11 protein-coding genes, 1 tRNA gene and 1 other annotated feature are annotated in these 12,630 nt (G+C 39.5%); all 12 genes read left to right on the top strand.

Going from position 1 to position 12,630, the window contains the following annotated elements; all coding sequences use genetic code 11:
* Positions 1-115 precede the first annotated feature (115 nt).
* The 12 genes from V7127_RS20735 (at position 116) to leuD (ending at position 12,561) form a co-directional block, all read left to right on the top strand.
* Positions 116-1,186: a GerMN domain-containing protein gene (locus V7127_RS20735; RefSeq protein ID WP_335489181.1), complete on the top strand. Its 1,071-nt coding sequence runs from the start codon at positions 116-118 to the stop codon at positions 1,184-1,186.
* Between the two features lie 278 nt (positions 1,187-1,464).
* Complete coding sequence (rph, locus tag V7127_RS20730; protein ID WP_335489178.1) at positions 1,465-2,235, top strand: ribonuclease PH; 771 nt, start codon at positions 1,465-1,467, stop codon at positions 2,233-2,235.
* Between the two features lies 1 nt (position 2,236).
* Positions 2,237-2,842 (top strand): XTP/dITP diphosphatase, encoded by a 606-nt coding sequence (locus V7127_RS20725; protein WP_335489175.1) that lies wholly within the window; start codon positions 2,237-2,239, stop codon positions 2,840-2,842.
* Positions 2,843-2,845: 3 nt separating this feature from the next.
* Positions 2,846-3,355: a metallophosphoesterase family protein gene (locus V7127_RS20720; protein ID WP_335489172.1), complete on the top strand. Its 510-nt coding sequence runs from the start codon at positions 2,846-2,848 to the stop codon at positions 3,353-3,355.
* Between the two features lie 140 nt (positions 3,356-3,495).
* Positions 3,496-3,572, top strand: a tRNA-Arg gene (locus V7127_RS20715).
* 487 nt (positions 3,573-4,059) lie between these two features.
* Positions 4,060-4,314, top strand: a binding site (T-box leader).
* A gap of 82 nt (positions 4,315-4,396) precedes the next feature.
* Complete coding sequence (gene ilvB, locus V7127_RS20710) at positions 4,397-6,118, top strand: acetolactate synthase large subunit (RefSeq protein WP_335489168.1); 1,722 nt, start codon at positions 4,397-4,399, stop codon at positions 6,116-6,118.
* Positions 6,115-6,633 carry an acetolactate synthase small subunit gene (ilvN, locus tag V7127_RS20705; protein WP_335344276.1) on the top strand — a complete coding sequence of 173 codons (519 nt, stop codon included), beginning with the start codon at positions 6,115-6,117 and terminating at the stop codon, positions 6,631-6,633. The genes ilvB and ilvN overlap by 4 nt, the downstream gene beginning before the upstream one ends.
* A 96-nt stretch (positions 6,634-6,729) precedes the next feature.
* Positions 6,730-7,752 (top strand): ketol-acid reductoisomerase, encoded by a 1,023-nt coding sequence (ilvC, locus tag V7127_RS20700; protein WP_335489165.1) that lies wholly within the window; start codon positions 6,730-6,732, stop codon positions 7,750-7,752.
* On the top strand, positions 7,739-9,277 hold the full coding sequence (locus V7127_RS20695) for a 2-isopropylmalate synthase (RefSeq protein WP_335489162.1): 1,539 nt from the start codon (positions 7,739-7,741) through the stop codon (positions 9,275-9,277). Before ilvC ends, V7127_RS20695 begins: the two co-directional genes overlap by 14 nt.
* A gap of 63 nt (positions 9,278-9,340) precedes the next feature.
* Complete coding sequence (gene leuB / locus V7127_RS20690; protein ID WP_335489159.1) at positions 9,341-10,453, top strand: 3-isopropylmalate dehydrogenase; 1,113 nt, start codon at positions 9,341-9,343, stop codon at positions 10,451-10,453.
* A gap of 76 nt (positions 10,454-10,529) precedes the next feature.
* A complete protein-coding gene (gene leuC, locus V7127_RS20685) occupies positions 10,530-11,942 on the top strand; it encodes a 3-isopropylmalate dehydratase large subunit (RefSeq protein ID WP_335489156.1) in 1,413 nt (470 codons plus the stop codon).
* Between the two features lie 25 nt (positions 11,943-11,967).
* Complete coding sequence (gene leuD / locus V7127_RS20680) at positions 11,968-12,561, top strand: 3-isopropylmalate dehydratase small subunit (RefSeq protein ID WP_335489153.1); 594 nt, start codon at positions 11,968-11,970, stop codon at positions 12,559-12,561.
* The last annotated feature ends 69 nt before the right edge of the window (positions 12,562-12,630 follow it).

Here is a 12,630-nt window from a genome sequence, read left to right as displayed (position 1 = left end):
TGGCCCATCCAAAGACAGTTCTACAAAAAAAGCCGAATTTTTTTTCATCTAGCCGGTCTAAATTACAAACAGGCTCGTATACATGTTAGTACAAACTGTTCTTTGGAGGGATTATATGTCTATAAATAAAAAAACAACGATCGTTTCGGCTGTCTTTGCGTCATCGGTGTTTTTATCAGGTTGCGGGTTATTTGGTGGGAGCGGAAAAGAACAAATTGATCCGCCGAAATCAGTTGCCTACGAAGAAGATCAAACGGCTGTTGAAGGTCAAGAGGATGCGGGAATGGAAACTGCAGGAAATGATGAAGCTGTTACAAACACTGTGCAAACGGAGCTTTATTTAATTAATAAAGATGGATTAGTAGTCCCTCAAACTTTAAATCTGCCGAAAACAGAATCAGTCGCAACTCAAGCCTTGGAACATTTAGTAAAGGATGGTCCAGTAACAGAAATGCTGCCTAATGGCTTCATGGCTGTTCTGCCTGTTGATACGAAATTATCTGTTGATATTAAAGATAAGGTGGCAACAGTCAACTTCTCTAAAGAATTTAAGGAATATCAGGCTGAGGAGGAATTGAATATCCTTCAATCTATCACATGGACATTAACTCAATTTGAGTCGATCGATAAAGTAAAGTTTAAATTAAACGGTCATGAACTTAATGAAATGCCTGTAAATGGCACTCCTATCGGTGAAGCATATAGCAGATCAAATGGTATTAATCTCGATACTTCAGATATCCTTGATATTCGCAATACGAAGCCTGTTACTGTCTACTATATTGGTGGAGAGGCAGACTCTTACTATTATGTTCCAGTAACTAAGAGAGTAACGAATACTGAGCCTAACAATTTGCGAGCTGTTGTAAACGAGTTAGTTAAAGGTCCTGGCATTTCCTCAAACCTTGAAAGTGACTTCTTAGCAGATGTTAAGCTTTTGGATGATCCAAAAATTGAAAATGGAAAAGTGACCCTTAATTTTAATGAGTCTGTATACAGCAGTTTTGAAGAGAAAATTGTTTCCAAGCATTTATTAGAAGCGCTTGTTCTTTCATTAACTGAACAAAAAGGAATAGAAAGTGTTGCGATCACTGTTAATGGCAAGTCAGATTTTGTCAATGAAGAAGGAGAAAAAATGGCGGAGCCTGTTACACGTCCGCAAAAAGTAAACACAGGTAGTTTTTAAAAAAAGTTTTTTGATATACTATATAAAGACAATGAAAGAGGAGGCAATGGACGCCCCCTCTTCTTTATTGTTTTTGGATAAGAAAAGCGAGGCGACTGTTCAACCCCGACAAGCATAAGTCAATCTGCCAGGAAGGTTGTACTTTAACCTTCCTGGCAGATTGACTTATGACCTCGAGGTCGACAAAAATGCGACGTCCTGTCGCATTGTCGACACTAGTACGTCCTGTACGTCGGGGTTAGGAGCCACAGCTAGATAATAAGGGAGGAATTTAACTTATGCGTGCTGACGGAAGGGAACAACAGCAATTAAGACCTATACATATTGAAACGGATTATTTAAAGCATCCTGAAGGATCTGTGTTAATAAGCGTTGGAGATACAAAAGTTATTTGTACTGCCAGTATAGATGAACGGGTTCCTCATTTTATGAGGGGAGAAGGAAAAGGATGGATTACAGCTGAATATTCCATGCTTCCTAGAGCGACCGAACAACGGAATATTCGTGAAGCGGCGAAGGGGAAAATTTCTGGACGAACAATGGAAATTCAGAGATTAATTGGACGTGCTCTTCGTGCCGTTGTTGATCTTGAGGCAATCGGAGAGAGAACAATCTGGCTGGATTGTGATGTGATCCAAGCGGATGGAGGCACGCGGACTGCCTCCATAACAGGGGCATTCGTTGCCATGGCATTGGCTTTAGATAAAATTGCAAAAAGCAAAAAGCTAGCAAGCTACCCAATCAAAGACTTTTTAGCTGCAACAAGTGTAGGAATATTAGAAAATAAACAAGTTGTCGTAGATTTAAATTATATAGAAGATTCTAAAGCTCTTGTTGATATGAATGTGGTCATGATAGGCAATGGGGATTATGTTGAGTTACAAGGAACAGGAGAAGAAGCTACCTTTTCATACACCGAGCTCCAGGAGCTATTAAAAGCGGCCCAAAACGGAATGGCCTCCCTTTTTGAAATACAGAAAGAGGCACTTGGTGAAGCAATAACGAGTAAAATTAATGCAAGAAAAGAAAGTTTAGAGGGGAAGGCGTAGAATGCAAGAAGTGATTATTGCTACAAAGAATGCAGGAAAAGCAAAAGAGTTTGAGCGCATGTTCATGCCGCTTGGCTATAAAGTTAAAACCTTAATAGACTATCCGGAGATAGATGACATTGAAGAGACTGGGAGTACCTTTGAAGAGAACGCGATTTTAAAAGCAGAAAGTGTCTCAAAGACACTAAATAAAATCGTGATTGCAGATGATTCCGGCCTTTCTATCGATGCGCTAAACGGCCGGCCAGGTATTTACTCTGCTCGTTATGCTGGAGAAGAAAAAAGCGATGAAGCCAATATGGCGAAAGTGCTAGATGAATTAAATGATATACCTGATAAAGACCGACAGGCTAGGTTTTACTGTGCATTGGCTGTTGCTGTTCCAGGCCTTGAAACATTTACTGTTTCCGGTACGTGTGAAGGATTGATCTTGCGAGAAAAAAGGGGCTCAAATGGTTTTGGATATGATCCAATATTCTTTGTAGTGGACAAGGAGAAAGCCATGGCAGAATTAAAACCAGAAGAAAAGGCAGAAATTAGCCATAGGGCACAGGCCTTAAGAAAATTAGAAAGCAAGCTCCCTACCCTTCTCTCGGAAGGCAGGTAATCCATGAGAATTTTGATTGTCAGTGATAGCCATGGTTTGACGGATGAATTAGCGGAAATAAAAGAGAATTCAATGGAAATAGATAAACTGATACATTGCGGGGATTCTGAATTAAAGTCGGATCACCCGTGCTTAGAGTCTTTTACTGTAGTGCGTGGAAATTGTGATGTTGATAACTCATTTCCGGAGGAACTTGTAGAGAATTTAGGTGGTCATAAGGTTTTCATTACCCATGGCCATCGCTATGCTGTAAAATCAACCTTATTAAATCTGAGCTTGCGTGCTAAGGAAGTCGGTGCCAAGATTGTTTGTTTTGGCCACTCCCATAATCTAGGGGCAGAAATGATTGATGATATTCTTTATATCAATCCAGGAAGCATTCGGCAGCCAAGAGGACGAAAAGAGAAAACATATGTTATTATGGACATTGAAAAAGATGAAATTTGTCTGAGTGTTTATGATTTAAAGCTTGGAGAAATTAATGGATTATCACAAAAGTTTTTACTAACGTAAGATGTAATTGAAGCATATATTATTTAGGGGAAGATCACTTTCCCCTAAATAAAAAAATATTTACTTTTTATGTTGACATTTCATTGTTAGTCTAATATAATAAAACTTGTCGCTGAAGTTATTCTTTAAATATTTAATATGTCCCAGTAGCTCAGCTGGATAGAGCATACGCCTTCTAAGCGTACGGTCGGGAGTTCGAATCTCTCCTGGGACGCCATCAATACATCAAATTACATATCTTACCAAATCCAACTCACCTTTTAGGTGGGTTTTTTTGTGTAAAAAATTCTGTGAGAAAATGGATATGTTCAAAGAAGAACTAACATAAATTTCTATTTCACCATAAATATTTTTTAAAAAACTTTTCACCGAACCTAATTAAAGAAAGTCCATCAAATTAAATTTAAATTGATTGAATTTAATTTGTTCATAAAAAAGTTAAAAAATTTATTATATGTATGAACATTTGTAAATCAACGATGAAAGCGGATACAGCAAAACAGAGTAATTAAAATTATCAAATAATTTGCAAATAAGGTGTTGACGGTTTAATAAAATCAGCGTAAGATAGTCCTCAATATAAGAAAATAAAAAGCTCAACAAAAGGTAAGCAGACACTTTAGTTGATAAACTAATTTCTTGAAACAGTTTTTTTTAACCTAAAAGTTCAATGGTTTAAAGTAGTAAAAAATCATGTAATACTGATTAAAGCGAAGAAGAGGATAAGTAGTTTTATGTTATGGGATTTGCAGAGAGCCGGCGGGTGCTGAAAGCCGGTAATTCCAACGTAAAGTGAACTCACCTCAGAGCACCAGCTTGAAAGATCTTTCAAGTAGAGTTGGTCGGGTGTTGCCCACCCGTTATCAAAACGAACAGGAATATCTGTTCATAAGTGCACGCTTTTGCGTGAATTTAGGGTGGTACCGTGGAATAGGTTATTAAGCCTTTTCATCCCTTTACCTGCGATAAGTAGGTTTATGAGGGATGGAAGGGCTTTTTTTATTGAAAATATGTAAGGAACAAAGAGGAGGTTTTATTAGAATGTTGCAGGAAGCTGCCTATACAGAATCAAAGTCTGAGACTACAACAGTCACGGGTGCAGATCTGTTATTAGAAGCCTTGGAAAAGGAAAAGGTAGAAGTAATTTTTGGATATCCAGGAGGAGCTGTCCTACCGATTTATGACAAAATTTATCATTCAAAAATCCTCCATGTTTTGCCTAGACATGAACAAGGCGGAATTCATGCCGCTGAAGGCTACGCAAGGATTTCTGGTAAGCCAGGGGTAGTGATCGCCACTTCAGGACCAGGAGCGACAAACATTGTGACAGGATTAACAGATGCCATGATGGACTCCTTGCCTCTTGTCGTATTTACAGGTCAGGTAGCAACAAGTGTCATCGGTTCAGATGCTTTTCAGGAAGCTGACATTCTGGGAATTACAACACCAATAACAAAGCATAACTATCAAATTCGAAATATTGAGGATATTCCAAGGATCGTGAAAGAGGCATTCTATATTGCATCTAGCGGAAGACCTGGTCCAGTGCTAATAGATGTTCCAAAGGATATTGCAGCTTCTGTATCAAATCGTCCGGAAGAACAAGAAATTAATTTACCTGGGTATCAGCCAACGTTACAGCCTAACTATTTACAAATTCGTAAATTAACTGAAGCTGTTAGCAGTGCAAAGAAACCAGTCATACTAGCGGGTGCCGGGGTGCTTCATGCTAAAGCTTCTCAAGAATTAAAGGAATATGCCGAACAGCAGCAGATTCCTGTTATCCATACATTGCTAGGCTTAGGCGGTTTCCCTGCTGATAATAAACTTTTCGTAGGACTTGCAGGGATGCATGGCTGCTATGCGGCAAATATTGGCCTAAGTGAATGTGATTTACTTATCAATATCGGAGCACGCTTCGATGATAGATTAACGGGTAATTTACAGCACTTTGCACCTAAAGCAACAGTAGCTCACATCGATATTGACCCAGCTGAAATTGGCAAAAACGTGCCGACAGCTATTCCGATTGTTGCTGATGCAAAGGAAGCATTAAAGCAATTGGTTCAGCAAAATGGAAAGCCGCCAGTCAATACGGAGTGGCGTGAGCAGATCCAAAAATGGAATGAGGAATATCCGTATTATTACGGAGTGTCTACTGAAGACAATTTAAAGCCTCAGAAAACAATGGAGATGCTATTCGAGAAAACAGCCGGAAATGCAATTGTTGTTACAGACGTTGGTCAGCATCAAATGTGGGCAGCGCAGTATTATCGTTTTAATCAAGCAGATAGATGGGTTACTTCAGGGGGATTAGGAACAATGGGATTCGGTCTTCCAGCAAGTATCGGTGCCCAATTCGCAGATCCGGACGCATGTGTAGTTGCCGTCCTAGGAGATGCAGGATTCCAAATGTCCACACAAGAGCTTGCTGTAATAAGGGAATTTAATCTTCCAATTAAGATTTGTATTTTTAACAACCACTCTTTAGGAATGGTACGTCAATGGCAGGAAATCTTCTATGAATCGCGTTTTTCACATAGTAAAATCTCGGTTCAGCCCTCTTTCGTGAAACTGGCTGAAGCATACGATATTAAAGGGTATGTGATTAGATCAGAGGAAGAAGCAGAGAAAATTTTAAACGAAGTATTAAATGATCGTGAACCTGTTCTGTTAGATTTCAGAATTGATCCAAATGAAAATGTATATCCAATGATCGCACCAGGAAAAGGATTGCATGAAATGGTAGGTGCTAAGCCTTGAAAAGAACAATAAGCATGACAGTACTAAACCGTCCAGGAGTATTAAATAGAATAACAAACTTATTTTCTAAGCGGAATTTTAACATTGAAAGTATTTCAGTTGGCCTGACAGAACATGAAGGCGTTTCTCGAATCACATGTGTTGTCCATGTAGAGAGTGATCGTGAAGCTGAACAAATCACGAAACAGCTTAATAAGCAAATTGATGTATTAAAGGTAGTAGATATAAGTGATCAATCAATTGTCGCAAGGGAATTAGCCTTAGTAAAAGTTCTTGCAACTCCACAAACAAGAAGCGAAATTTATTCACTTATTGAACCATTTCGAGCAACTGTTATCGATGTGGGCAAGGACAGCTTAGTTATTCAAATAACGGGTGAATTTGAAAAGATTGAAGCCTTTATTGAACTAATTAAGCCATACGGTATTAAAGAATTAGCGAGAACTGGAACAACGGCCTTCCCTAGAGGGACACAGAGATCAGCAAAAGAATTAAAGACAATTTCAATTGTTTAAGAGAATGGTGCTAATCATTCAACTCATTAAACTAGTATAATAACTAAAAAATTCAAAATAAAAAATAAACTTTAGACGAAGAAAGGGAGAATAACAATGGCAAAAATGTACTATAACGGAGACGCAAATGCAGCATATTTAAATGGAAAGAAAGTAGCAGTAATTGGTTACGGTTCACAAGGTCATGCACATGCACAAAATATGAGAGACAGCGGTGTTGAAGTTGTCATTGGTCTTCGTCAAGGAAAGTCATGGGATAAAGCAGTGGAGGATGGCTTCCAAGTATATCCTGTAGGCGAAGCAACTGCACAGGCAGATATCGTAATGATTCTATTGCCAGATGAGCAGCAAACAAAAGTATATATTGAAGAAATCAAGCCTAACCTAACAAATCAAGCCATCATGTTCGCTCATGGTTTCAACGTTCACTTTAACCAAATCGTACCACCAGCAGACTGTGATGTGCTTCTTGTTGCACCAAAGGGACCAGGTCATTTAGTAAGAAGAACTTACGAGCAAGATGCAGGCGTACCAGCATTATTCGCTATCCACCAGGATGTAACAGGCGAAGCGAAAGAACTTGCTTTAGCATATGCAAAAGCAATCGGATCGTTGCGTGCAGGCGCATTAGAAACAACTTTCAAAGAAGAGACAGAAACAGACCTTTTCGGAGAGCAAGCAGTACTTTGCGGTGGTTTAACTGCACTTGTAAAAGCTGGTTTCGAAACATTAGTAGAAGCTGGATACCAGCCAGAACTTGCTTATTTTGAAACATTACACGAATTAAAGCTAATTGTTGACCTAATGTATGAAGGCGGAATGGCTGGAATGCGCTATTCAGTATCTGATACAGCAGAATGGGGAGATTTCGTAACTGGTCCTCGTATTGTTGATGCTAGAGTGAAAGAGGAAATGAAGGCTGTACTTAAAGATATTCAAGATGGCAAATTTGCACAAGGCTGGATCTTAGAAAACCAAACAAACCGCCCAGTTTATACTGCAATCAAGGCTAGAGAAAACGAGCATTTGATTGAAAAAGTAGGTAAAGAACTAAGATCCATGATGCCGTTCATAAACCAAGGCAAAAAGAAAGAAGTTGTCGGTAGTGCAAAAAATTAAAATATTCGATACAACTTTGAGAGATGGGGAACAATCAGCCGGTGTCAATCTTAACTTATCAGAGAAACTTGAAATTGCGAGACAACTAGAAAGATTAAACGTCGATATCATTGAAGCTGGCTTTCCAGCAGCGTCAAAAGGTGATTTTTCATCTGTTCAAAAAATTGCTCAAATGGTTAAAAATTGTTCTGTAACGGGTCTTGCACGCGGCGTCATTTCGGATATTGATGCTGCGTGGGAGGCACTTAAGGACGGTGCAGAACCTAGATTGCATACTTTTCTTGCTACATCACCGATTCATCGCCAATATAAATTAAAGATGTCAAAAGAAGAAGTAATCGAAACGGCAGTTCAATCCGTTAAATATGCTGCTAAAAGGTTCCCGATTATTCAATGGTCAGCGGAAGATGCTTCTAGAACGGAACTGCCTTTCTTAGCCGAAATTGTAGAAAAGGTAATCCAGGCTGGAGCTCACGTCATTAACCTGCCAGATACCGTTGGATACGGGACCCCGGAAGAATACGGAAAGATTTTTAAATACTTAAGAGAACATGTTCCTTCTATTGATAAGGTTTCTTTATCAACTCATTGTCACGATGATCTTGGGATGGCTATTGCTAACTCATTGGCAGCGGTAGAAAATGGAGCAACGCAGGTTGAAGGAACAATCAACGGAATTGGCGAAAGAGCTGGGAACGCAGCTCTTGAGGAAATTGCAGTTGCCTTGCATATTCGGAAGGATTTCTACCAAGCTTCAACTCGCTTGAATCTTCAGGAGATTAGCCGCTCAAGCAGTATCGTGAGCAAACTGACTGGAATGGTTGTTCCAGCCAATAAAGCGGTAGTAGGCAAAAATGCATTTGCCCATGAATCTGGTATTCACCAGGATGGAGTACTAAAAGAAAAAACAACTTATGAAATTATTTCTCCAGAATTAGTTGGTGTACAGTCCAATTCTTTAGTACTTGGAAAGCATTCCGGAAGACATGCCTTTAAAAATCGCCTAAATGAACTAGGCTTAAATGTTCCAGATGATGAGCTTAATAAATTATTTGTTTCCTTTAAAGAATTGGCCGACCGGAAAAAAGAGTTGACTGATTATGATTTAGTTGCACTTGTACTTGATGAAAAATTATCAAAAGAAGTTAGCTTCTATGAATTAAATCAAATTCAGGTTCAATATGGAACAAATCAAATCCCGACAGCAACAGTTACATTGATGGGTATTAACAAGGAAGTCATTCAGGAAGCTGGGACTGGGGCTGGCAGCATCGAGGCGCTTTATAATACGCTAGAAAAATGCGTAGATGGATCCATTAATTTATTAGATTATCGAATCCAGTCAGTTGGTGCAGGCAGGGATGCTTTAGCAGAAGTTTATGTGAAAATGAAATACTTGGATATCGAGACGAGCGGGCGCGGACTTGCACAGGATGTGCTGGAGGCTTCAGGAAAAGCGTATTTAAATGCCATTAACAGAGTCATTTATATGAAAAATATGGGTCGTGAACTTAGTTTAACCTAATAAATAATAAGGTTACTTTGGATCATCTAGAAAATCACATAAATATTAAACGGAGGGATAAAAATGGAGAAGCGTATCGCTGTACTACCAGGAGATGGAATCGGCAAAGAGGTGGTAAAAGGAGCAATAGAAGTTTTACAGGCTGTTGGAGAGCGTTTCGGTCACCAGTTTCATTTTGAATATGGAAAAATTGGTGGGGAAGCAATTGATACGGTTGGAACACCGCTGCCCGATGAGACAGTTGACCTATGCAAGCAAAGCGATGCGGTTTTACTAGGGGCAGTTGGCGGTCCTAAATGGGAGAGCCAGCCACCCCACCTCCGGCCCGAACGCGGTTTATTGAAAATTCGTAAGGATTTAAATTTATATGCCAATTTAAGACCAACTAGCTATTATCAAAGTCTTGCAGATTCTTCCTCTCTTAAAAAGGAAGTTATTGAAGGCGTAGATATGCTGATGGTTAGGGAATTAACGGGCGGCTTATACTTTGGAAAGCCAAGTGAACGTATAACAAGAGATGGCGAAGATGCTGTCGTAGATACATTGTTTTATAAAAAAGAAGAAATGCAAAGAGTCATTAAGCTTGCATTTGAGCTTGCAAAAGCACGTAAGGGGAAAGTGACTTCAGTCGACAAGGCTAATGTATTGGAATCGAGCAGAATGTGGAGAGAGGTAGCCGAAGACATTTCAAAGGACTATCCTGAAGTCGTTCTCGAGCATATGTTAGTTGACAATGCGGCAATGCAGCTTATTAGAAAGCCGACACAATTTGATGTCGTAGTTACTGAGAATTTGTTTGGAGACATCTTAAGTGATGAAGCTTCAGTTCTTACTGGCTCATTAGGAATGCTGCCATCAGCAAGTTTATCAGCGGAAGGGCCATATCTATATGAACCAATCCATGGATCAGCTCCTGATATCGCCGGGAAAGATCTTGCTAATCCACTAGCAACGATTCTTTCAACAGCAATGATGCTAAGACTTTCATTTGAAATGAATGAGGAAGCAGAAGCCATTGAACATGCAGTAAATCAAGTGCTTGAAGCCGGATACCGCACAGGAGACATTATGTCGGACGGAATGAAACAAGTTTCAACTACTGAAATGATTGCTGAAGTAAAAGCAACATTGCTTGATAATGAAGCTATTTTGAACATCATGGGTGCTTATGCATAGAAAAGCGGAAACGATTGGACACGACCAGAATTGGTCGTGTTTATTTTAAAAATAACAATTGAAGGGGGAGGAAAAAATGGGAAAGTCAATTATTGAAAAAATTTGGGAACAACATATTGTCCATCAGGAAGAGGGGAAACCTGACCTATTATATATTGACCTGCATTTAGTCCATGAAGTTACTTCTCCACAGGCGTTTTCTGGACTGAGAATGAAGAATCGTAAGGTAAGAAGACCTGATAAAACCTATGCAACGGTTGATCATAACATCCCAACAGATAATCGTTATGAAATCAATGATACTGTTGCCTTAAATCAAATGTCAACTTTAGAAAAGAACTGTACAGAGTTTGGCGTTCAACTAGCAGGCATTGATAGCCCGGATCAAGGGATTGTTCATGTTATCGGACCTGAGCTTGGTTTAACTCAGCCAGGAATGACTATTGTTTGCGGTGATAGTCATACATCCACACATGGAGCTTTTGGATCCATTGCGTTTGGAATTGGGACTAGCGAGGTAGAACATGTTTTAGCGACTCAAACAATTTGGAGAGCAAAGCCAAAAACATTAAAGCTAGAAATTAATGGTGAGCTTAAAAAAGGCGTGTCTGCAAAGGACGTAATTCTTTACGTTATTGCGAAATATGGAATTGATTTCGGAACAGGTCATGTAATTGAATATTGTGGAGACACGATCAAGAGAATGACTATGGAAGAAAGAATGACAATTTGTAATATGTCCATTGAGGGCGGAGCGCGTGCTGGACTTATAAGCCCAGACGAAACGACATTTAATTATATTCAAGGAAGAAGATATGCTCCAAAGGGTGAGGATTTCTCTCAGGCTGTGGATAAGTGGAAGGAGCTTGCTTCAGATGCAGATGCTGAATATGATCGTGTCATCGCAATTGATGCAAATGACATTGCTCCAATGGTAAGCTGGGGAACAAATCCATCGATGACTGCAAAAATAAGTGATCGAATCCCGACTATGAATGATTGCAAAACGGAAATTGAAAAGAAATCGCTTGAACGGGCATTGGCCTACATGGGATTGCAGGAAGGTCAAAAAATTGAAGATATTGAGATCCAGCATGTCTTTATTGGCTCTTGTACAAATTCAAGAATTGAGGATCTGCGCCAGGCTGCTAGCATTGCAAAAGGAAAGAAAGTCCATCCGAATGTTAGAGCACTTGTCGTTCCAGGTTCACAGCAAGTGAAGAAGCAAGCAGAATCAGAAGAGTTAGATGTCATCTTCAAACAGGCTGGTTTTGAATGGCGTGATTCCGGCTGCAGCATGTGTTTAAGTATGAACAATGATATCGTTCCTAGCGGAGAGCATTGTGCTTCAACTTCCAATCGGAATTTCGAGGGCAGACAAGGTTCTGGAGCAAGAACACACTTAGTCAGTCCAACTATGGCTACAGCAGCTGCGATCTATGGAAGATTCGTTGATGTTAGCTCGTTGATTACAGCAGAAACAGTTTAATCATAGGAAAAAGGAGGGAATACGAATGAGCGGTTTTAAAGTTTTAGAAGGAAAAGCGGCAGCTCTTGATAGAGCAAACGTGGATACAGATCAAATTATCCCGAAGCAATTTTTAAAAAGAATAGAAAAAACAGGATTTGGCCAATTTTTATTTTATGATTGGCGTTTTTTGAAGGATGGGGAGCCTAATCCAGACTTCGAATTAAATCGTCCCGAAAACGCAGGTGCAACCATTTTAATTGCCAATGAAAATTTTGGATGCGGCTCATCAAGGGAGCATGCACCTTGGGCGCTATTGGATTATGGCTTTAAAGCGGTCATTGCCCCTTCATTTGCTGATATTTTTCATCAAAATTGCTTAAAGAACGGAATACTTCCAATTCAGCTCAAAGAGGATGAAGTATCCTATTTATTAGCCAAAGGAAAAACTCAAGCGTTTAAGCTGAAAATTGACTTAGAACAGGAAACGATCTCAGATGATAGTGGCTTCTCCACATCTTTCCCTATAAATGATTATTGGAAGAAGATGCTGATGAACGGCTGGGATGAAATTGAAATTACCCTTCAGCTCGATGATAAAATTGATGAATATGAAAAAACTTTATCAGCTGTTAAGTAAACAAAAGGATTCACAGTTTTCTCTGTGAATCCTTTTGTTTCGTCCAGCTGCAGCGCCTACCCCCGACGT

It is taken from the genome of Bacillus sp. JJ1773 (assembly GCF_036962035.1).
In the GTDB taxonomy this organism is placed as follows: Bacteria; Bacillota; Bacilli; order Bacillales; family Cytobacillaceae; genus Cytobacillus.
The sequence above is the reverse complement of the archived record's forward strand: the minus strand, read 5'-3'. Positions and strand labels throughout refer to the sequence as shown.

Excerpts from the sequence above, each read along its gene's own strand:
- ilvC (WP_335489165.1), top strand. The coding sequence starts at position 6,730 with ATGGCAAAAATGTACTATAACGGAGACGCAAATGCAGCATATTTAAAT.
- rph (WP_335489178.1), top strand. The coding sequence starts at position 1,465 with ATGCGTGCTGACGGAAGGGAACAACAGCAATTAAGACCTATACATATT.
- ilvB (WP_335489168.1), top strand. The coding sequence starts at position 4,397 with ATGTTGCAGGAAGCTGCCTATACAGAATCAAAGTCTGAGACTACAACA.
- V7127_RS20735 (WP_335489181.1), top strand. The coding sequence starts at position 116 with ATGTCTATAAATAAAAAAACAACGATCGTTTCGGCTGTCTTTGCGTCA.
- V7127_RS20725 (WP_335489175.1), top strand. The coding sequence starts at position 2,237 with ATGCAAGAAGTGATTATTGCTACAAAGAATGCAGGAAAAGCAAAAGAG.
- leuB (WP_335489159.1), top strand. The coding sequence starts at position 9,341 with ATGGAGAAGCGTATCGCTGTACTACCAGGAGATGGAATCGGCAAAGAG.
- leuC (WP_335489156.1), top strand. The coding sequence starts at position 10,530 with ATGGGAAAGTCAATTATTGAAAAAATTTGGGAACAACATATTGTCCAT.
- leuD (WP_335489153.1), top strand. The coding sequence starts at position 11,968 with ATGAGCGGTTTTAAAGTTTTAGAAGGAAAAGCGGCAGCTCTTGATAGA.
- V7127_RS20720 (WP_335489172.1), top strand. The coding sequence starts at position 2,846 with ATGAGAATTTTGATTGTCAGTGATAGCCATGGTTTGACGGATGAATTA.